Source organism: Kitasatospora sp. NPDC086009, assembly GCF_044540385.1.
In the GTDB taxonomy this organism is placed as follows: Bacteria; Actinomycetota; Actinomycetes; order Streptomycetales; family Streptomycetaceae; genus Kitasatospora.
Window position 1 is genome coordinate 543,895 of record NZ_JBITSA010000001.1, and the last position, 21,914, is coordinate 565,808.

A 21,914-nucleotide genomic window follows, 5' to 3' on the forward strand; every position below is an offset into this window, starting at 1 on the left:
CGGGGCTCACCCGGCGGGGCTCACCCGGCCGGGGCCCTCACACCTCGACCAGCACCTTGCCCCGGTTCGCCTCCCGGTCGACGTAGAGGCTCCGGTAGGCCTTCGGGATCTCGTCGAAGCCCTTGTGCACGGTCTCGTGGTAGCGGATCTCGCCGCGCCGGACCAGCTCGCCGAGGTCCGCGTGCATCGCCGCCAACTGCGGCTCGTCGAACCACTCCTGGGCGAAGATCCCGCGGATGGTGGTGCGCGGGAACATGATGTACGGCAGCAGCCGGGGCCCGGTCAGCTCACCGTTCACCGTGGTCGCCCACTGCCAGCAGACCGCCACCCGGCTGTCCACGTTGAGCATGGTGAACACCGCGTCGGTGACGCTGCCGCCGAGGTTGTCGAAGTAGCGGTCGACCCCGTCCGGGGCGGCGAGCAGCAGCGCCGCGCGGACCTTCTCGGCGTCGTCCGCCTGGTCGTAGAGCACCACGTCGTCGAAGCCGAGCTCCTTCAGGTACGCGGCCTTGCCCGCCGAGGCGGTGGTGCCGACCACCCGGCCGGCGCCCGCGCGCCTGGCCAACTGGCCCACCAGGGTGCCGATCGCGCCGGAGGCACCGCTGATCACCACGGTGTCGCCCGGCCGCACCTCCAGGAACTTCGTCAGCGTGCCCCAGGCCGTCATCCCGGGCGCGCCCATGACGCCGAGCGCCGTGGAGAGCGGCAGCCGCTCGTCGTACCGGGCCGGGTCGAGCCGGCGGTAGGCGGGGAAGAGCATCGGGAAGACGCCGGTCTTCCACAGCTCCTCGGCGCCGTTGTGGACGACATGGCTGCGCCAGCCGCCGAAGCCCTGGACGAGGTCGCCGACCTGGAAGGCCGCCTCCGGACCGGCCTCCAGCACCTCCATGATCGAGTCCGCGCCCATGTGGTGGCCGATCGGCGTCTCCAGCGCGAGGCCGTTCTGGTACGGGTCGACCGAGACGTACCTGGTCCGGAAGAGCATCTCGTCGGGCCGGAGGCTGACGTCGACCTCCTCGACCACCTTCCGGTAGATCCGGTTGACGTCCGGCACCCCGTCGAGGTGCTCGCGGACCACCCACTTCTCGATCTTCATGCCAGGGCCCCTGTCGAAACGGTACTGGTGGACGGGATCTCCTCGACCGGCCCGGTCTGCTGCTTCGGCGGCCGGCCGACGGGGAGGATCAGATGGGTGGGCGGCGGCGCGCTCAGGTCGATCTCGGCGCGGAACTCCCGCCCGTCGTCCCGGCAGATGAACTGCATCACGTGCCGGCCGGCGGCGGCCGCCCGGATCAGGCCGCCGATGGTGGCCCAGACGCCGGAGAGGTAGAAGTCGGAGAGCCCGGGGAGCACCGGACCGTTCTTCTTGATCTCCTCCTCCACCGTCTCGCTGCCCTCGACGAAGGGGTTCCAGCCCGGGAACGTCCCGTCGTAGACCCCGGTGTAGCGGACCTGGGTGAGCGGGGTCGAGACGTCCGCCACCGCGACGGCGCTCTTGAAACCGGGGAAGCGCTCGTCCAGGAAGGCCACGATGCCGTTGCGGACCTTGCGCTTGGCCGCCATGTACTCCCGGCCGTGCTTGACCGGCAGGGTGTGCAGTTCCTCACCGCGCCGCACCCGGGAGGACTGCTCCGGACCGTCGTGCAGCGCCCGCCAGGGGTCGATGTCGGAGAAGTAGGTGGCGAACACCACGGTGGACTCCCGCGGCGCCAGCTCCGGGTAGTGCCGGGTGCGGAACTGCACGTTCATGCTCGGGCAGCGGATGCCGGTGAGCTCGGCGGCCCGCTGCTCGTCCAGCAGGTAGGTGGTGCACGGGTCGCCCTCCGGGAAGGGCCGGCGCAGGCCCAGGAAGAGCGCGACGTAGCCGGGCGACAACTGACCCGGCTCGTCGATCAGCGAGGTGTAGAGCCTGCGGTAGGTGTCGTTCAGATAGCGGCCCTTGAGCAGCTTCATCACCGTGGTGTGGCCGTCGGCGGCGGAGACCACGATGTCGGAGCGGAACTCCCGCCCGTCGCTCAGCCGGACGCCCACCGCCCGGTCGTCCTCGACCAGGATCTCCTCGACCTTGGCGTTGTACGTCACCTCGCCGCCGAGCTTCCGGTACCGCTGCTCGATCGAGCGGGCCAGCGCGAGCGAACCGCCCTCCGGCACCCCGGCGGCCTGGTTGGCGTGCGAGGCCAGCTGGAAGTAGAAGGGCAGCACCGGGAAGGCCGGGTGCTTCTCGTAGAGGATGAAGTTGAACGCCTCGCGCAGCAGCGGGTCCTGGAAGCGCTGCGAGTAGTCGGTCATCAGGACGGTGATCGACTTCCGGATGGTGTTGAAGTACGGGAGGAAGGAGGCCAGCATCCGCCAGCGCTCGATCCGCCCCATCAGCCCGACCGGCTTGAGGAACGGGTAGACCGCCAGCGCCTTGCGGAACGTCCGGATGCCGTCGCAGAACTCCCGGACCGGCTTCGCGTCGGCCGGCGAGATGCCCAGCAGATGGGCCTCCAGCCGGTCCGGGTCGGAGTAGAAGTGCACCGCCCGGCCGTCCCGGCCGCGGACGATGTTGAACACGTCGAAGTGCCGCATCTCCTTGCCCTGGAGGGCGCCGAGCTCCAGCCAGATCTGGTACATCTCGTTGCCCGGGCCGTTGCCGAGCAGCCAGCTGATGCACCAGTCGAAGGTGAAGTCGCTGCGGTCCCAGCCGGTGCAGGAGCCGCCGGGGATCTCGTGCATCTCGAAGACCTGGGTGCGGTACCCGTTCATCTGGGCGTAGCACCCGGTGGAGAGGCCGCCGAGGCCGCCGCCCACGATGATCATCGTTTCTCGTCTGCGCGCTGGCGCCTTGTGCCGTGCCAATTCCCTGGCCTTCCTCGTGGTCATGCTGTGTGCCGTGTGCCGTGTGCCGAGTGCCGTGTACTTGTTCGCTGCTCGCTGCTCGCTGTGCGCTGTGCGCTGCGTGCCGGGCGCTGTGTCACCAGGCGATCGGGAGCGCCTGCAGTCCGTTCACCATCGCGTCCGCCTTCCAGCGCAGTTCGTCCTCGGGGACGGCCAGCCGCAGGCCGGGCAGGCGGTCCAGCACCGTCTCGATCGCCACCTGGAGCTCCAGCCGGGCCAGATGGGCGCCGATGCAGTAGTGCACGCCGTGGCCGAAGCCGATGTGCGGATTGCCCTGGCGGTCCAGCACGAGGCGCTCCGGCTCCTCGAAGACCTCCGGATCGCGGTTGGCCGCGGCGGTGGCGATCATCACCGCGTCACCGGCCCGGATCGTCACCCCGCCCAGCTCGACGTCGGCCGTGGCGTAGCGCGGCAGGCTGAAGCCGGTGAGCAGCGGCACGTACCGCATCAGCTCCTCGACGGCCTTCGGGATCAGTTCGGGCTTCGCCCTAAGCCGGCGCAACTCCTCCGGATTGACCAGGAGTTGGTGGAAGAAGTTGCCGATCTGGTTGGTGGTGGAGACGAAGCCGGCGATCAGCAGGTCACAGGCGATCGAGAGCAGCTCGTCCTCGCTGATCAGCCCCTGCTCGCGGCAGGCCCGGACCAGGACGGTCAGCAGGTCCTCGCCGGGTTCGCGGCCGCGCAGGTCCAGCACGCCGGCCATGTACTCGATGAACGCCTGGCCCTCGACGGCGAGCACCTCGCCGGGGGTGACGGCGGAGAGCACCGTCTCCGCCCACTGCCAGAGCATCCGGTGGTCCTCGGCGGGGATGCCGAGCACCTCGCAGATGATGGTGGTCGGCATCGGGATCGCGAAGTCCTCGACCAGGTCGGCCGGCGCACCCGCCGCGAGCAGGCCGTCGACCAGCTCGTCGGCCAGCTCCCTGGCCCGGACCCGCAGCCGCTCGACCCGTCGGGCGCTGAACTCCTTGGCCACCAGCGAGCGCAGCCGGGTGTGCTCCGGCGGCTCGGTGGAGAACAGCCCGGCGCCGCTGCGGGCGACCGGACGCATCCGGGGCTGGTCGTGGCCCATCGCCTCGGCGAGGCTGAAGCGCGGGTCGGCCAGCACCGTCCGGACGTCCTCGAAGCGGGTGACCAGCCAGGCGCCGTCACCGTAGGGCAGCCGGATCCGGGCCAGCGGCTGCTCGCGCAGCTCGGCGTACCGGGGGTGGAGGTCGAGGCCGAGCGACGCGAACGGGTAGGACAACGGCGGCTGCTGCCTGAGCATGAGGTGGTCCACCTCTCGTGAGGGACTTCCATGGCCATGGGGGCTACTGGGACTGCCGGGGTGGCGGGCCGGGTCGCCGGACCCGGGCCGCGGGGAGGTGCACGGCTCAGGACGCATCGGCGGTGGCCCCGGTGAGGATCTCCCGGGCCAGCCCGGCGTTGCGCGCGATGTACTCGTGGCCGAGCATCTCGGCGTGGGTGCCGAAGCCGCGGAACACCGCCGTACCGGTGGCCGAACTGCCGTGCCAGGCACCGTGCTCGCCGGCCGCGTAGAGGGCCACCTTCACGTCGTCGGAGATCACGCTGACCGGTGCGGCGATCACCCCCAGGTTGGGCGTACGGCTGCAGAACTGCAGGTAGTCCCTGGCCTGTTCGCGGGTCTCCTGGGCGACGATCTCCGAACCGGTGTGCCGCTGCAGGTGCTCGGCCAGCTCCTGCTCGAAGGCCTGGACGTGCTCGTCGCCGAGGGTGAAGGACTCCGGGATCCGGTGCGAGTCCATGATCACCACATTGGGCACCGCCCGGCCGCGCCGCTCCAGCTCCTTGGCGACCTCGAAGGCGAGGTTCCCGCCGAGCGAGTAGCCGAGCAGCGCGCACGGCCCGTCCGGCTGGATGGTGTCGATCAGATCGGCGTAGCGGGTGACCTTGTCGTCCCCCGCCACGTAGTTGAACGCGACCATCCGGTACTCCGGCAGGTGCGCCGCGAACTGCCGGTAGACCAGGCCGTGGCCACCGGCCGGCGGGAAGCAGAAGATGGTCTGCTGCTGCTCCTGGTTGAACCAGAGGTACGGCTGGGCGCCCTCCAGCCGGCCGGTGATGATGTGCTCCAGCGTCCTGGCCATCCCGTGCAGGGTGGTGACCTTGAACAGCTGGCTGACCGGGATCCTGATGTTGAACTCGCCCTGCAGCCCGTGGATCAGCTCGATCAGCTTGATCGAACTGCCCCCGCACTCGAAGAAGTCGTGCTCCAGGCCGAGCCCCTCGACGCCGAGCAGCGCCCGCCAGTGCTCGGCCATCCGGACCTCGTAGAGGGTGACCGGCGGTTCGGCGGCCCGGTCCTCGGCCTCCGCCCGGGGCGCGGGCAGGGCGGCGACGTCCACCTTGCCGTTGGCGGTGAGCGGCAGCGCGGGCAGCTCGGCGAAGTACGTCGGGATCATGAAGGTCGGCAGGTAGCCCGCCAGGTGGCGACGGAGCTCCCGGCGGTCGACCGTCCGCCCGGGGGCGGGGACGCAGTAGGCGCAGAGCACGTTCTCGCCGCTGCGGTCCGGCCGGACGGTCACCACCGCCTGGGCCAGCTCGGGCCACTCGGCGAGCTGGGCCTCGATCTCGCCCAGCTCGATCCGGTGACCGCGCACCTTGATCTGCGAGTCGGCCCGGCCGAGCAGGTGCACCCCGCCGTCGGCGTCCCAGCGGGCGAGGTCGCCGGTGCGGTAGAGCCGGACCGGCTCGGTACCGTCCGCCCCGCCGAGCGGCAGGGTGGCGAAGCGGCGCGCGGTCCGCTCCTCGTCGCCGACGTAGCCGAGGGCCACTCCGGAGCCCCCGATCCACAGCTCCGCCGGCACCCCGGGCGGGACGGGCCGGCCCTGCTCGTCCAGCAGGTAGAAGGCGCTGTTCGGGAACGGCCGCCCGATCGGGACCATCCGGCTGGGCTCCAGACCGTCCGCCGGGCCCTCGAAGTAGGCGCTGTCGATGGTGGCCTCGGTGAGGCCGTAGGAGTTGATCAGACGGGTCCGCGGGCCGCACAGCGCGCGCAGCCGCTCGTACTCCTCGACCTTCCAGACGTCCGAGCCGACCACCAGCAGCCGCATGAAGTCCAGCCGCAGGCCGGACCGCTCGCAGTGGCCGATCACGGTCCGGACCACCGCGGGCACGAACTCCCCGGCGTCCACCCGCTCGGTCCGCATCACCTCGTAGAGCCGCGCGGTGTTGAACAGCAGCTCCCGGCCGACCAGCACCAGGGTGGCCCCCGAGCAGAGCGCGCGGACGTAGTCGCCGGTGAAGACGTCGAAGGACGGGCCGGCCATCTGGAGGTGGACCCTGGCGTCGGTGTCCAGCCGGTACTCGGCGCGCCAGGCCTGGTAGGCCGAGGCGAGGTTGCGGTGCGAGACCCGGACGGCCTTGGGCCGGCCGGTGGAGCCGGAGGTGTAGATGACGTACGCGGGGCTGTCGAGGTCCACCGGCTCCGGCTCGTCGGTGAACCCGCCGGCGGAGCCCTCGGACCCCGCGGACGCCGCGGACGCCTCGGACCCGCCGGTGCTGCCGGTCCCGCCGGGCTCGTCCGCTCCGGTCAGCTCCGCCGGTGCGACAATCCGGACCGGCAGCCCGCCGAGCCGCTCCGGGTCACCGACCAGCAGCCCGGCGCCGGCGTGCTCGATCATGTACGCCAGCCGGTCGGCCGGGTGACCCGGATCCAGCGGGAGGTAGGCCGCCCCGGTGCGGAGCACGGCCAGCAGGGCGACGACCAGCTCCGGCGACTTGTCCAGGCAGAGCGCCACCACCGAGCCCGGCCCGGCACCGAGGGCCCTCAGCCGGGCCGCCGCGCTCCGGGAACGGCGCGCCAGCTCGCCGTAGCTCAGCCGGGCGGTCGGGCCGGACTCCGCCGGAGCGGCCACCGCCGGGGCGTCCGGATCGGCGGCGGCCGCCCGGAGGATCAGCTCGTGCACCGGCTCCTCGTGGGCCACCCGCCGCTCGGCACCGCTCCACCGCTGGATCACCCGGGCCCGCTCCACCGGACCGAGCAGCTCCAGCCCGGTGGCCGGCTGCTCGGCGCCGGCCCCGGTCAGCCCCTCCAGCAGGTTGGTGTAGTGCCCGGCGAGGCGGGCCATCGTCTCCGGCAGGAAGAGGTCGGTGTTGTACTTGAAGACGCAGTGGAAGCGACGCTCCGCCTCGTCCTCGTAGGCGGACAGCGTGAGGTCGAACTGCCCTTCCTCCTCCGGGAGTTCGATGTACTCCAGGTGGTAGCCGTACTTCTCGGTGGCCACCTTGTGGTGCAGCAGGATGAACATCGCCTGGAAGACGGCCGAGCGGCTCGGGTCGTGCTGCAGTCCGAGCTTCTCCACCAGCAGCACGAACGGGTACTCCTGGTTGTCCAGCCCGCCCAGCACGGTGGTGCGCACCTGGGCCAGCAACTCCGCCACGGTCGGCGCCCCGGCCAGCGAGACGTGCAACGGCAGCGGATTGACGAAGTAGCCGTAGACCGAGCCGAACTCCTCGTCGGTGCGGCCGGTCACCGGGCTGCCGACGATGATGTCGTCCTGGCCCGAATAGGCGTGCAGCAGCAGGTAGTAGGCGCTGAGCAGCACCATGAAGACGGTGACGTTGTGCTCCCGGGCCAGCGCGTGCACCCGGGCGCTGAGCCGCTCGTCCAGCACGAAGAACTCGGAGGCGCCGTTGTGCGTCTGCACCGCCGGGCGCGGCTTGTCGGTGGGCAGGCTGAGGATCGGCACCTCGGCGGGCAGGTGCGAGCGCCAGTAGTCGAGCATCCGCGGCGCCTCGCGGCCGGCCAGGAACTCGTTCTGCCGGTTGAGGAAGTCCAGGTAGCGGGCGGTGACCGGGGGCAGTTCCGGCGCCCGGCCCTGCCGCAGCCCCTCGTAGACGGCGAGCAGTTCCTCGATGAAGGTGAAGGTGGAGATCGCGTCCGAGATGATGTGGTGGACGGCCTTCATGATCACCCACTGCTCCGGCCCGCGCTTGAACAGCCGGAACCGCACCAGCGGATCGCGCTCCAGGTCGTACGGCTTGCGGTACTCGCGGACGATCAGGTCGTGGACCTCCGCCCACTCCAGCCCCTGGACGTCGAAGACCCCGAAGTCCGGCTCGACCTCGGCGCGGACCCGCTGCACGGCGTGGCCGCCGTCCAGCACGAAGTTGGCCCGCAGGCTGGGGTGGCGCCCGACCATCGTCCGGAAGGCGGCGGCCATCAGCTCCGGCTCCAGCTCCACCCGGACCTCGACCGCGCCGCCGATGTTGTAGGCGAAGCCGTCCGGGTTGAGCTGCTTGAGGAACCAGAGCGCCTTCTGGTTCTGCGTCAGCGGGTGCTGCGACTCGTCCTCGTACCGCTCGACCTCGGCCGCGCCGGCGCCGGTGCCGTCGTCCTCGATCAGCTCGGCCAGACCGGTGTACAGCTGGGCGACCAGCTCGGCCACCGGGGCGTTGGAGAGCAGCGCCACCACCGGGAGGGCGGTGCCCAGCTCGGTGTTGAGCCGGGCCCGCAGCTCCATCGCGAGCAGCGAGTCCAGCCCGAGCCCGCTCAGGCCGGTACGGGGCTCGATCTGTTCCACGGGCACCCGGAGCACGGTGGCGGCGAGCGCGACGAAGCGCTCGGTGAGCAGCCCCCGGCGCTCCTCCTCGCCGGCCGCCCGCAGCACCTCCAGCAGGCTGCTCCGCCGCGGCGCCGGCGCGTTCTCCCGGGCTGCGGCGGCCAGACCGGCGACCAGCGGCGGCGGGGCCGGGTACCAGGACAGGAAGACCGGCCAGTCGATCACGGTGGCGACCAGCAACTGGGCGCGGTCCTGGCCCAGTACCCGCTCCAGCACGGCCATCCCGCTCTCGGGCGCGAGGGAGCTCATGCCGCGGCTGTTGCGGTAGTGCTCGACCAGGCCGAGCTCCTCGATCATGCCGGTCGCCCAGGGGCCCCAGTCCAGGCTGAGGGCGGGCAGGCCGAGGGCGCGGCGGTGGTGCGCCAGCGCGTCCAGGAAGGCGTTCCCGGCCGCGTAGTTGGTCTGGCCGGCGGTGGTCAGCAACGAGGCGATCGAGGCGAACAGCACGAAGTGGTCGAGCGGCTCGCCGGCCAGCTGCCGGTGCAGGGCGAAGGCGCCCAGCACCTTGGGGCCGTGGACGGCGTCGAACACCTCGCGGTCCAGCTCCGCCACCAGGGTGTCGCGGACCTGCCCGGCCAGGTGGAAGACGCCCCGGACGGGCGGCGACTCCAGCGCCCGGTACTCCGCGAGCCAGTCCGCGAGGGCGCGTTCGTCGGTGATGTCCAGCGACACCGGAACGGGCTGGGCGCCGAGCGACTCCAGCTCGCGCAGGAAGGCGACACCGCGACCGGCCCGGCTCTCCGGGTCGAGGCCGCGCCACCGCTCGCGCGGGGGCAGCGGGCTGCGGCCGACCAGGATCAGCCGGCGGGCGCCACGACGGACCAGGGTGCGGCAGAGCAGCCGGCCGAGGGCGCCGAACGCTCCGGTCACCAGGTAGCTGCCGTCCGCGCGCAGGCTGGGCGGCAGCGGACCGGTCAGCCCTTCGGCGGGGCGCAGCCGGTTGGTCAGCCGGCGCCCGCCGCGCAGCGCGATCTCGTCCTCGTCGGCCAGCGCGAACTCGCGCAGCAGCGCGGCCGCCTCCGCACCGGCCGGGCCGGCCGGACCGAGGTCGATCAGCTTGCCGGGGTGGCCGGGCAGCTCCTGGTGGCGCAGCACCCGGCCGATCCCCCAGGCGGGCGCGCCGAGCGGCTCGACCGGCTCGTCGGGGGCGGTGGCCTGGGCGGCCCGGGTGACGATGTGCATTCTGCAGTCGGGCAGTTCGGCGCAGAGCAGGGCGGCCAGCGTGACCAGGCTGTAGGCGCCGGTGCCGGTGTGGCCCGCCACCGTGGCGTGGTCGGCGCCCGCCAGCGCGGGCCGGTCGAGGTTCCACAGGTGGACGACGGCGGCCGGATCGGCGGCCCCGGCGGCCCGCCGGTCGGCCAGCAGCCGGCCGAGGTCCGCGGCGGAGCCGGGATCCACGGTGGACTCCCGCCCGTCCGCGGCGGTCCGGTAGCCGCTGCCCGGGCGGACGAGGTGGCAGCTGCCACCGCGCCCGGTGATCCGGTCGGCCAGCTCCTCGGCGACGCCGCCGGCATCGGCGAACAGCAGCCAGTGGTCCGGGTGCTCGGCCAGCAGGTCGGGGGCGTCCGAGGCGCCCGGCAGCTCCGACCAGGAGGGCTCCACCAGCCAGCCGTCGATGGTGGCGAGGCCGACCGCGGTGGAGGCCTTCTCCACGTCGGCGGCCCGGAACCCGGTGATCCCGCCGAGCGGGGTGCCGCTCCCGTCGTAGACGGCGATGTCCCCGACGAGCTCGTCGCCGCCGTCCCGGGTCACCGTGGCGTGTACCCAGAGCGGCTGCTCCCCGACCGGGTCCAGCCGGACCTCGTCGATGGCGAGCGGCAGCTTGATGCCGGTGCCGGCAGGGCCGGCCGCCACCAGGAGCTGGGGGGTCAGCAGGGTCTGGAAGAAGGCGTCCATCAGCACCGGGTGCACCTGGTGACCGGCGCCCTGCCCTGCGATCGCCGCCGTCGGCCGGACGACGGCCAGCGCCTCGCCGGGGCCGATCCAGACCTCGTCGATGCCCTGGAACGCCGGCCCGTAGTGGTAGCCGAGGCCGGCCAGCTCGCGGTAGCAGTCGGGGCCGGCCAGGTGGCGGGCGGCGCGCTCACGGATCGGCTCGGCGTCCAGCCGGTGGCCGGGCCGCCGGCGCTGGCCGGGGCGGACGGTGCCGACGGCGTGGACGGTGCGGTCCGGCCCGGCCCCGCCGGGGCCGTCGGCGTCGCCGTCCGTCCCGGCCGAGCCGGTGGTGACGGCCGTGCCGGTGGTGATCGTGAACGAGCCGTTCTCGGCGGAGAGGGTGAGCTGGACGGCGCGGCTCTCCTCGTCGGGCAGGAAGAGCGCCTTGCGCAGCTCGATCCCGGCCAGCGCCGCGTCCGCCCCGCCGGTCAGCGCGCGGACCGCCTGGACGGCCATCTCCAGGTACCCCGCGGCAGGGAAGAGCACCCGGCCCTGGATCCGGTGGTCCTCCAGGTACGGCAGCACCTCGGCGTCCAGCCGGGCCTCCCAGGCGGGCTCGCCCCCCGCGAGGCGGCGGCCGAGCAGCGGGTGGTCCTGCCGGCCCCGGCGGACCTGCTCCACCGCCCGGGGCTCGACCCAGTGCCGGTCCCGCTTGAACGGGTAGCGCGGCAGCGGGACCGGGCGCCCGGTCGGCTGCAGCACCGACCAGTCGACCTCGACCCCGAGGTTGTGCAGGGCGGCCAGCGAGGCGGTGAACGTGGTCCGCTCGTCCTCCTGGCGGCGGATCGAGGGCAGCGTCCGGACGTCGGGGCGGTCGGCGCCGCCGGGCCGGGCCTCCAGCGTCTCCTGGATCGAGCGGCCCAGCACCGGGTGCGGTCCGACCTCCAGGAAGAGGCTGTACCCGTCGTCCCCGAGCCGCTGCACGGCCTGCTGGAAGCGGACACTGTCGCGGACGTTGTGCCACCAGTAGCCGGCGTCCAGCTCGGTGCCGTGCGCGGTGCCCTCCCGGCCGGTGAGGTAGAGCGGCACCTGGGCGGGGCGGGCCTTGAGGTCGGCGAGCGACTCCAGCAGCTCGTCCTTGATCAACTCCATCCGGGCGCTGTGGTACGGCACTTCGACGGTCAGCGGGCGGGCGAAGACCTGCTCCGCGGTGAGCGCGGCGGCCAGCTCGGCGAGCACCGTCTCGTCCCCGGCGAGGGTGAGCGAGGTCGGACTGTTGATCGCGGCCACCGACACCGCGTCACCGTACGGGCGGATCCGGCGGACCGCCTCGGCCTCGGAGAGGGAGACCGCCAGCATGCCGCCGGTACCGGCCAGCCGCTGCTGGAGCCGGCTGCGGTGCACCACCACCTTGACCGCGTCGGCCAGGTCGTAGACCCCGGCCTCGTGGAAGGCGGCCACCTCCCCGGTGCTGTGGCCGACCACGGCGTCCGGACGCACCCCGCGGCTGCGCCAGAGCGCGGCGAGGCCGATCTGGACGGCGAAGTTGGCGGGCTGGGCGAGCCAGGTCTCGGCCATCCGGGAGTGCGCCTCGTCGGCGGCCAGCTCGTCGGTCAGCGACCAGCCGGTGAGCTCGGCGAGGTGCTCGGCGCAGCGCTCGACGGCCTCGCGGTAGACCGGCTCGGTCGCGAAGAGCCGGCGGCCCATTCCCCACCACTGCGGACCCATGCCGGTGAAGACCCAGGCCAGCCGGCGGTGCCGCGCCTCGCGCCGCTGGCCGGTCAGCACCCGGGGGTGCGGTTCGCCCCGCAGGTACGCGGTGAGCGCCTCGTCCAGCGATTCGCGCGAGTCGTAGACCACGGAGAGCCGGGAGTCGAGGTGCTGGCGGCGGTGGGCCAGGGTGTGCCCGAGGTCGGCCGGTCGGGCGGGGGTGCCGCCGCGCGCACCGGCCAGCTCGCCCTGGATCCCGGCGGCCAGCTCGGGCAGGGCGGCGGCGTCGCGGGCGGTGAGCGGCAGGACGGTGAGCGGGAGGACGGCCGGGCCCTCCGGCGGCTCGGACGGCTCCTCGGCCGGTGCCGGCTCGGGAGCGGCCTCCAGCAGGACGTGGGCGTTGGTGCCGCCGAAGCCGAAGGAGTTGACCCCGGCCCTGGCCGGGCCCCGGTGGTCCGGCCAGGGGGTCGGCTCGGACGGGATCTCGAACGGCAGGGTGGCAGGGTCGATCGCCGGGTTGAGCCGCTCCAGGTTGATGTGCGGCGGGATCAGGCGGTGCTTCAGCGCCAGCGCCGACTTGATCAGCCCGGCCAGGCCCGAGGCGGACTCGGTGTGCCCGATGTTGGTCTTGACCGAGCCCACGTAGCACCTGTCGCCGGGGCGGCGGCCGACCGCCAGCGCCCGCGCCAGGGCGTTCGCCTCGATCGGGTCGCCGACCGGGGTGGAGGTGCCGTGCGCCTCGACGTACTGGAGGCTGCCGGGCGTGATGCCGGCTTCGGCGCAGACCCGCTCGATCAGGCTCACCTGGGCGTCCGGGTTGGGCACCGTGATCCCGTTGGTGCGGCCGTCCTGGTTGACCCCGCTGCCGATGATCACGGCGTGGATCGGGTCGCCGTCGCGCACGGCGTCGGAGAGCCGCTTGAGCGCGACGACCGCGACCCCCTCGGCCCGGACGTAGCCGTCCGCCGAGGCGTCGAAGGTGCGCGAGCGGCCCTCCGGCGAGAGGAAGCCGCCCTTGGTCTCGGCGATGGTGTACTGCGGCGCGATGTGCAGCAGGGTGCCGCCGGCCAGCGCGAGGTCGGTCTCGCCGCGCAGCAGGCTCTGGGCGGCGAGGTGGACGGCGACCAGCGAGGAACTGCAGGCGGTGTCCAGCGAGACGCTGGGCCCCCGGAAGTCGAAGCAGTGCGAGATCCGGTTCGACACCATCGTCATCATGGTGCCGGTGGCGGTGTGCGCGGCCAGGGTCTCGAAGGAGAGGTCCGAGAACTGGACGATCTTGTAGTCCAGGGTGAACGCGCCGACGTAGACCCCGACGTCACGCCCCGCCAGCTCACCCGGCTTCTGCCCGCCGTCCTCCAGCGCCTCCCAGGCCACCTCCAGCAGCTTCCGCTGCTGCGGGTCCATGTGGTCGGCCTCCCGGCCGCTGATCCCGAAGAACGCCGGGTCGAACTCGTCGAAGCCGTCGATGTAGCCGCCCCGGCCGCCGACCAGCCGGCCCGGCTTGGCCTTGTCCCGGCTGCCGAGGGTGGCCACGTCGTACCGGCTGCGCGGCGTCGGCGTGATGCAGTCCTTGCCGTCGACCAGGTTCTGCCAGAACGACCGGTGGTCACTGGCACCGCCCGGGAACCGGCAGCCGATCCCGATGATCGCGATCCGCTCCGGTCCGTCGATCCGCTCCGGTCCGTCGGCGGGCCCGGCGGGAGCGGGCACGACGGCGGTCGTGGCCGAAGCGGCGGCGGGCACGGAGGCGGCGGTAGCGGCGGCGGTGGCGTAGCGGGTGTCGGAGGCGGTCGGGGAATCAGAGGGATCGGGAACTGCGGCGAGGCATGAATCCGTCATGGTCGAGTCCTTGTGTCGCTGCGTTCGCGCGCGCGGCACGGGCGTGGGAGCACCGCACGGGCGTGGGACGGCGGCTGCGGACCGGTTCCAGGCAGGCCGGAGACCGGACCGGCCGAGGGGACAGGCCGAGGGCCGGCGAGGAGTGCGAGCGGGGAATGGGCGGCGGACGGTGGACGCGAAGCAAGGGACTACGGGGTCGCGGGGCAACGCCACCGGAACGGGTTCGGGATCGCAGCGGACAAGAGGAGGCAGCGGTCGGCGAGAAGGCGGAACGGACGGACAGGGGGCGCCGGGCGGGCGGGCGGACCGGCCGGGTCGGCGGAGCGTCAGGCCGGGAAGTCGTCGGCCCGCACCGGCCTTCGCCAGGGCTGGAGATGACTGGCGAGCACCTCGCGCGTCCGGGGGAAGTCGGACGGGCGCAGCAGCCCCACCGCGGCCGGCCGGCGGCCCGGTTGCCAGGTGAAACTCCCGAAGGCGTGGTCCCAGATCGAGAGGTCGGACCCGTAGTGCCCGGCCTCCGCCAGATCGACGCTGTGGTGCAGCCGGTGTTGCTCCGGGCCGGCGAAGACGTGGTTGAGCGCACCGATCCGGACATCGACGTTCGCGTGCACGAAATAGCCCTGAGCGACCACGAACAGGCCCACCACGAACACCGATTCGGCCGAGAACCCCGCCAACGCGAGCGAGAGCTGCACGGCGCCCTGGGTGAGCACCACGTCGACGATGTGGTTGACCCCGTTGTTGGCGACATTGACCTTGTCGGGCACGTGGTGCACCCCGTGCAGGCGCCAGAGCCAGCGATTGGTGTGGCTCCAGCGGTGCATCAGGTAGTTGGCCAGCGAGCCGAGCAGCAGCGCCGCCGGGATCTCCACCCAGAGCGGCAGCACCGGATGCGGCGGCGCCGCCCACCCGACCATGGCCGACACCGGCACCTGCGACAGTGCCCCACCGATCATCGTCAGCACGAAATAGGCGCCGTACCAGCCCCACTCGCCGACGCTCGGCCGCCATTCCGGTTCGTAGGGGATCAGCCATTCCAGAGCCGTCAGATAGCCGATCGTGCCGAGCAGGAAGAACTGGCTCACCCGCCCGAGGTCCCAGCGCCAACGCAGGGCCGCGACCGCTATCGACACGAGCGTGACCAGCAGGAACGGGTAGGCGACGTGACGCAGCGCGGAGCGCAACCGCTCACCCATGGCTACCCCCTTCGCGAGCCGGCTCGGACGATCACCGAAAGCATTCGTTCTGATACTAACGGTGCACGGAAGGGGATGCGAGGCATTTTTGGAAAGAATCACAAGCGCCGCAATTTGTCAGATAATAGATGGCCAAACGATTCTTCCGCTCGTCATAAAGATCCCGGAAATGCGAACCGCCCGCCCCTCCGGAGAGGGACGGGCGGGCGGACGATCAGTGGCCCACGACCCCGGTCAACCGAGCCGGGCCGGAAGGTGCCGACCGGCGGCGAATCCGCTGATCGCCGAGATCACCGACAGCGCGTGGTCGTCGAGGAAGAAGTGCCCGCCCGAGAAGGTCCGCACCGAGCAGCCCGCCGTGGTGTGCTCGGCCCACGCCTCCGCCTCCGCCGCGGTGACCTGCGGATCCGCGTCCCCGGTCAGCACCAGGACGGGCTGCCCGATGCGGTCCCGGCCGGGCCGGGTGCGGTACGTCTCGGCGGCCTTGTAGTCGCTGCGGACCGACGGCAGCACCATCTCCAGGAACTCCGGGTCCCGCAGCATCAACGGATCCGTACCGCTCAACCGCTCCAGGGACCGGATCAGCGCCCGGTCGTCCGACCGGTGCACGTCCTGCGCCGTGTCCCGCGGCCGCGACGGCGCCCGCCGCCCGGAGACCACCACCCCCTGCAACGCCATCCCGGCCCGCTCCATCCGGACCGCCACCTCGAACGCCACCGACGCCCCGAGGCTGTGCCCGAACAGCGTGAACGGCCGGTCCGCCCACACCAGCAACTCCCGCACCACGTGGTCCGCGAGCGCGTGCACATCCTCGACACAGGCCTCCCCGGCCCGGTCCTGCCGCCCCGGGTACTGCACCGCGAGCACGTCCACCGAGGTGGGCATCGCCCGCGCCACCGGCAGGAAGTACCCCGCCGACCCCCCGGCGTGCGGAAAGCAGACCAACTGCGCCGGCGCGGCGGGCGCCGGCTGGAACCGCCGGATCCAGAGACTGCTCCGCTCCGGCGCTGCTGCGTACCGTGGCATTCCCATCCCCTCCCCCTCCCCGGGGCCACCCACGAACGGCCCACCCTGGCTGCCATTCAAGCCCCGCCGCCCCACCACGACCAGATGCCCGTCCCCCCTCTCGCACCCCCACCCCACCCCTACCCACCCCCTACCGCCACCCCCGGGACAACGCGAAGGACCCGGCCGCGCCAAGCGACCGGGCCCCACCGCAACGTTCACCCGTGGCCATCCGAACCCACGCCCGGCGGGCGCCAGCCGACACCTCCGACCCGGGACCACAGCACACCCGATCGCGGACATCCGTCGACGCGAGGGCATCCGCCTACGCAAAAGCCCCAGGTCACGGCGAGTGAGTCCTGGGGCTTCTACAGAGCCGCCTATGGGATTCGAACCCATGACCTACGCATTACGAGTGCGTTGCTCTGGCCAACTGAGCTAAGGCGGCACCGTTGCCGCACGTGGTGGCAACGCGGGCCAGTCTACACAGGTTCGCGGGTGATCCGTAACGGGGTTCCGCGGCGGTGGATCAGGCGGAGGAGACGGCCAGTTTGGCGGCGAAGCCGGCGAAGAGGACGGCGACGCCGCTGGTGAGGCCGGCGGAGAGGCGCTTGCGGCGGCGGAAGGCGGTGGCGAGGGTGGTGCCCGCGAAGATCAGCATGGAGAGGTAGAGCAGGCTGAAGGTCTGCAGGATGCCGCCGAGCAGGGCGAAGGAGAGGGCCGGCTGTCCGTAGGACGGGTCGACGAACTGGGTGAAGAAGGAGAGCAGGAAGAGGATCGCCTTCGGGTTCAGCAGGCTGATCACCAGGGCGCGGCGGAACGGGCGCTCGGTGGAGTCCGGGACGGCGGCCGTGGCGGTGTCGGGGGCGGCCGCGGCGGCGCGGTGCTCGCGCCAGAGCTGGCGGGCGGCGCGGAGCATGCCGACGCCGATCCAGAGCAGGTAGGCGGCGCCGCCGAACTTCACCACGGCGAAGACCGCGGGGTTGGCCTCCAGCAGCGAGGCGGCGCCCAGCGAGGTGAGGCTGATCAGGGTGAAGTCACCGACGAAGACGCCGGCGGCGGCGGTGTAGCCGGTCCGGACGCCCTTGCGGGCGGCGACGGACAGCACGTACAGGGAGTTGGGGCCGGGGAGGAGGATGATCACGAGGGCGCCGAGGATGTACGTCGCCAGGTCGTTGACTCCGAGCACGGTGGGCTCCGGTGGGGGTGGCAGGGGCTGCGGGGCGCTCATCGTAACGTCGCACCGGTCGGCGGTTGAAGCCGAAATTACCCGCCGATCCCCTCCCCCTCTACGCGCCGCAGCGCTTGCCCTGCTCCGGCGCCGGACCGCCCAGCAGGTACGCGTTGACCGCCCCGTCGACGCACTCGTCGTGCCGTCCGTACGCGGTGTGGCCGTCGCCGTCGAAGGTCAGCAGCCGCCCGGACTCCAGCTGCCCGGCGAGGGACCGCGCCCAGGCGTACGGGGTGGCCGGATCGCGGGTGGTGCCGATGACCACGATCGGAGCGGCGCCGGCGGCTCGGACGGTGTGCGCGGCGCCGGTGGCCCGGACCGGCCAGTAGCTGCAGGTCAGCGCCATCCAGGCCATGTCGCGGCCGAACCGGGGCGAGGTCCGCTCGAAGTCCGGCACGGCCCGCTGGACGTCGGCCGGGCCGGTGAACGGCGCGGGCAGGTCCAGGCAGTTCACCGCCATGTTGGCGAACATGAGGTTCGGGTACGAGCCGTCCGGACCGCGTTCGTAGTACGAGTCCGACAGCTTGAGCAGGCCGGTGCCGTCACCGGCCTTGGCGTCGGCGAGCGAGGTGCGCAGCTTGGGCCAGAGGAAGTCGGCGTACATGGCCTGGATGACGCCGGTCGTCGCCTGGGACTCGGTGAGCCGGCGGGCGCCGTCGACGGTGGTCAGCGGCTTGGCGTCGATGGCCGCGAACAGGGCGCTGAGCTGCTCGCCCGCCTGCTGCTCGGTGCGGCCGAGCGGGCAGTCCTCGCGCTTGACGCAGTCCTTGGCGAAGGCCGCCCAGGCGGTTTCGAAGCCGCCGGCCTGGGTGCGGTTGCCGCTGATCGAGTCGAGTGACGGGTCCATCGCGCCGTCCAGCACGATCCGGCCGGTCCGGCCGGGGAAGAGACCGGCGTAGGTGGCGCCGAGGAAGGTGCCGTAGGACTTGCCCACGTAGTTGAGCCGTTCGTCGCCGAGCAGCGCCCGCAGGACGTCCATGTCGCGGGCCGCCTCAACGGTGCCGAGGTGGCCGAGCCGGTCGCCGGCCTGCTGCCGGCAGCCCTCCGCGAACTCCCGGTCCGCGGCCACCAGGGCGTCGATCTCGGCCTGGTCGTCGGGGGTGATGTCGGCGGCGGTGTACGCGTCCATCCGCTCCCCGGTCAGACAGGTCACCGGGCTGCTGCGGCCGACGCCGCGCGGGTCGAGCCCGACCAGGTCGTACCGGGCGCGCACGGCGCTGTCGTAGGTCTTCGCGACGGCCTCCACGTACTCGATCGCCGAGCCGCCGGGGCCGCCGGGGTTGAGCAGCAGCGACCCGAGCCGGCCGCCGGCCGCGCCGGGGGCCCCGCCCTGGTCCGGGTCCGCCGGGACGGCGACGGCCCGGACCGCCGAGAGGGTGAGGTCGCCGCCGCCCGGGCGGTCGTAGTCCAGCGGCACCGTGAAGGTGGTGCACTCGAAGCCGTCGTCGCAGGGCTGCCAGGCGGGCCGCTGGCCGTAGTACGGCGCCAGCGCGGCGGGAACGGCGGCCGGGAGCGCCTCCAGCGGTGTGACACCGGGACGGGCGTCGGCCGCCGCCGGCCCCCCGGAGGCGAGGGACCCGGACGGGGCGGCGCCGGGCGCGGTGGTGTCCGAGGAGGCCGCCCCGGGGGTGGACGAGGAGGAGCTGCACCCGCCGACCAACAACCCCGCGACCGCCAGTGCCGCGGCCACCCCCCGCGCCCGCATGCCCCGCTCCGACCTCATCCGGTCCCTCTCAGGTGCTGGGGCGCGGCCGCTGCCGGCGCCCTGGGTACCGCGAAGCGTAGCCTCTGCGGACACCCTGGTCAGGACGCCTTCGCCAGCGTCTCGGCCAGGTACTGGACCGCCTGGCGGACCAGCCGCAGCCGCTCCCGGTCGGCCGTGTAGTCCTGCACGTTCTCGGAGATCCGGACGTCGGCACGGGCCGACGCGCCGGCGCCGCCGTGCAGCGCGGTCTGCAGCTTGCGGGCCGCGTCCAGGCCCGCGGCGTCGGCCTTGGCGGCGGCCAGGAGCAGCTTCGGGGCGGCGTTGGCGGGGGCCTCGGCCCCCGTCCGGGTCAGCGCGACGGTGTCGTACCGGCCGGAGACCGCGGCGGCCGCGCCGTACAGGTCGGGGCGGGCCAGCCCGGCGGCCACCGCGCAGGGCGCGCCCGCCTCGACGCCGAGCGTGCCCCAGGAGGCCGGGCCGGGCGGCAGGGTGCGGAAGGTGGCCGCGATGGTGGTGCGCAGCGCGGCGTCGTCGGCGATGGCCTGGGGGGCGGCGGCGACCAGCTCGCACGGGTGCGCGGTGCCGTTCGGCGCCTCGGGGGCCACCAGGATGAACGGGCGGGCCTTGCCGGTCTGGACGGCGGAGCCGAGGCCCTCGAAGACGTCCGGGACTTCGGTGTCGGCGGTCATCCGGGGAGTGGCCGCGTGCATCACGACCACCGGGAAGCGGGCGTTCGGGTCCTTGGTGTACTGGGCGGGCAGCCAGACCCGGACGTTGCGGGGGTGGCCGTCCGGGCCGGGGACGGCGGACTGCAGCAGCTCGCCACCGCCCGGGTGGCCGACGCTGTCGAACCGGCTGGCGGCCGGTGCCGGCGCGGGGGCGGGAGCAGGAGCGGGGGCGGGAGCAGGAGCGGGGGCGGGAGCAGGAGCGGGCGCGGGCGCGACAGCCGGGGCGACCGGAGCGGGTGCCTCGTCGGCGGGCGGCGCCGCCTGCCGGCTCCCGCCCTGGCCCGTGCTGTCGGCGGTGAGCTCCGCGGAGTCGGACCGCGAGGCCGGTCCGCCGAAGGTGCCGAAGGTGCCCAGGGCCGTCAACACGGTCAGTGCCGTCACGCAGATGCCGCAGACCATCGCGCCGGCCGCGCGCAGCAGCATCGGCCGCTGATCACCGGTCAGCTCGTAGGTCTCGGCGGACCGCAGGTCGCGCCAGCGCAGCAGGGCGCCTCGGGCGAGCCAGATTCCGCCCGAGGCGGCTGCCAGCAGGGGGACGACGAGGAGCGAACGGACCATGGGACGCACCGCCTCGGGAGGAGGGCCGGACGACCGGTGGGGGCCGGTGCCGGACGGGACGCGACGGCCCCGGCGTCGGGGCGCAGTCGGCCCCAGCGTGCAGGGCGATCCGGCCGTCACACGCAGGTGTCCCCGGCGCGTACGGCCCGTTCACTCGAAGGTGGGACACCCGGGTAGCACGGGAGGCCCTACCGGCGCCCCCCGGCGGTCCTACCGGTGACGGCCCCGCCCGGCCGCCATCCGCGTCCGCCGACTCAGCCCGCGCGCAGGGCGACGGTCATCGCCTCGACGGCGAGCAGCGGGTCGACGTTGCGGTCCAGCGCCTGCCGGCAGGCGAGCACCGCCTCGATCCGCCGCAACGTGCCCTCCGGCGGGCCGGCCTGGGCGACCCGGTTCAGGGCCTGCCGCTGGTCCTCGTTGGAGAGCGCGCCGGTGGAGCCCAGCTGGAGGGCGAGCACGTCCCGGTAGAAGCTCAGCAGGTCGAGCAGGGCGACGCCGAGCGTCTCCCGGCGGGTCCGGGTGGCCCGGCTCTTCTGGCGCTTCTCCAGTTCCTTGACCGCGCCGGCCATGCCCCGCGGAGCCTTGCTGCCCTCGGCCGCGCCGTACGCGGCCCTGAGGTCGCCGGTCTCCTTGGCGTCCTGGGTCTCGGCGAGCGCCTCGGCATCGGCCTTCGCGGTGTCGACCAGCCGCTGGGCGGCGGCCAGGCAACCACCGATGTCACCGACCTCCAGCGGGATCCGCAGCACGTCCGTGCGCCGGGTGCGGGCCTGGTCGTCGACGGCCAGCCGACGGGAGCGCTCGATGTCCCCCTGGCCGGCGAGCGCGGCCATCCGGGCCGTCGTGGGGTCGACACCGTCGCGGTTCACCAGCATGTCGGCGACGGCCTCGGCGGCGGGCTGGCGCAGCACCAGCAGGCGGCAGCGCGAGCGGATGGTGGGCAGGACGTCCTGCACGGAGGGCGCGCAGAGCAGCCAGACGGTGCGCGGGGAGGGCTCCTCCACCCCCTTGAGCAGGGCGTTGGCGGCGGCCTCGGTGAGCCGGTGGGCGGCGTCGACCAGGATCACCGACCAGCGGCCGCCGGTCGGGTAGCTGGACGCCCGCAGCACGAGGGCGCGCATGTCGCCGACGCCGATCGACAGGCCGTCGGTGCGCACGTACTTCACGTCCGCGTGGCTGCCCGCGAGCACGGTGTGGCAGCCGTCGCAGAACCCGCAGCCGGGCGTACCGCCGAGCGCGAGATCCGGGCTGGTGCACTGGAGGGCGGCGGCGAAGGCGCGGGCCGCGGTGATCTGGCCGGCTCCGGGGGGGCCGGTGAACAGCCAGGCGTGCGTCATCAGCGAGGCGTTGCCGCCCGGCTCCGGCGCGGCCCCGCGACCGGCGGCGGCCGTCGCCCAGGCCGCCCGGGCCGCGGCGCTCAGCTGCTCGACCACCCGCTCCTGGCCCACCAGGTCGTCCCAGACGGCCACTGCTGCTCCCAAGCTCGGTACGGACTGCGCCGGCGCCCGTCACCCGGGCGGCGGACGGCGCTCCGGGCACGGTTTCCCGGAGTCGAGCATACGTGCCCGGTACGACGGCGGGCGGTGCCGCCGGAGCACCGCCCCG

The 21,914-nt window shown here is 73.4% G+C and carries 10 protein-coding genes and 1 tRNA gene; all 11 read right to left on the minus strand.

The annotated features are described in order from the left end of the window. Nucleotides 1-37: 37 nt before the first annotated feature. The 11 genes from ACIF6L_RS02615 to ACIF6L_RS02665 all read right to left on the minus strand — a co-directional run bounded on the left by ACIF6L_RS02615 (nucleotide 38) and on the right by ACIF6L_RS02665 (nucleotide 21,778). Nucleotides 38-1,096, minus strand: coding sequence for an MDR family NADP-dependent oxidoreductase (locus ACIF6L_RS02615; protein WP_380384106.1), 1,059 nt, complete (start codon nucleotides 1,094-1,096; stop codon nucleotides 38-40). Continuing rightward, on the minus strand, nucleotides 1,093-2,802 hold the full coding sequence (locus tag ACIF6L_RS02620; protein WP_329488482.1) for an NAD(P)/FAD-dependent oxidoreductase: 1,710 nt from the start codon (nucleotides 2,800-2,802) through the stop codon (nucleotides 1,093-1,095). Before ACIF6L_RS02620 ends, ACIF6L_RS02615 begins: the two co-directional genes overlap by 4 nt. 154 nt (nucleotides 2,803-2,956) lie before the next feature. Next, complete coding sequence (locus ACIF6L_RS02625; protein ID WP_396485919.1) at nucleotides 2,957-4,147, minus strand: cytochrome P450; 1,191 nt, start codon at nucleotides 4,145-4,147, stop codon at nucleotides 2,957-2,959. 106 nt (nucleotides 4,148-4,253) lie between these two features. Then, nucleotides 4,254-13,889 (minus strand): amino acid adenylation domain-containing protein, encoded by a 9,636-nt coding sequence (locus tag ACIF6L_RS02630; protein ID WP_396485920.1) that lies wholly within the window; start codon nucleotides 13,887-13,889, stop codon nucleotides 4,254-4,256. Nucleotides 13,890-14,215: 326 nt separating this feature from the next. Further along, on the minus strand, nucleotides 14,216-15,085 hold the full coding sequence (locus tag ACIF6L_RS02635) for a sterol desaturase family protein (RefSeq protein WP_396485921.1): 870 nt from the start codon (nucleotides 15,083-15,085) through the stop codon (nucleotides 14,216-14,218). 234 nt (nucleotides 15,086-15,319) lie between these two features. After that, on the minus strand, nucleotides 15,320-16,111 hold the full coding sequence (locus ACIF6L_RS02640) for a thioesterase II family protein (protein ID WP_396485922.1): 792 nt from the start codon (nucleotides 16,109-16,111) through the stop codon (nucleotides 15,320-15,322). Nucleotides 16,112-16,464: 353 nt separating this feature from the next. Then, nucleotides 16,465-16,538: transfer RNA gene (locus ACIF6L_RS02645), tRNA-Thr, on the minus strand. An 81-nt stretch (nucleotides 16,539-16,619) separates the two neighbouring features. Then, nucleotides 16,620-17,279, minus strand: coding sequence for a leucine efflux protein LeuE (leuE, locus tag ACIF6L_RS02650; protein WP_396485923.1), 660 nt, complete (start codon nucleotides 17,277-17,279; stop codon nucleotides 16,620-16,622). Nucleotides 17,280-17,379: 100 nt separating this feature from the next. Then, nucleotides 17,380-19,026 (minus strand): alpha/beta hydrolase, encoded by a 1,647-nt coding sequence (locus ACIF6L_RS02655; RefSeq protein WP_396485924.1) that lies wholly within the window; start codon nucleotides 19,024-19,026, stop codon nucleotides 17,380-17,382. Nucleotides 19,027-19,124: 98 nt separating this feature from the next. After that, a complete protein-coding gene (locus ACIF6L_RS02660; protein WP_396485925.1) occupies nucleotides 19,125-20,312 on the minus strand; it encodes a hypothetical protein in 1,188 nt (395 codons plus the stop codon). 254 nt (nucleotides 20,313-20,566) lie between these two features. Beyond that, nucleotides 20,567-21,778, minus strand: a complete 1,212-nt coding sequence (locus ACIF6L_RS02665; protein WP_329492156.1) for a DNA polymerase III subunit delta' — start codon at nucleotides 21,776-21,778, stop codon at nucleotides 20,567-20,569. Nucleotides 21,779-21,914: the final 136 nt, after the last annotated feature.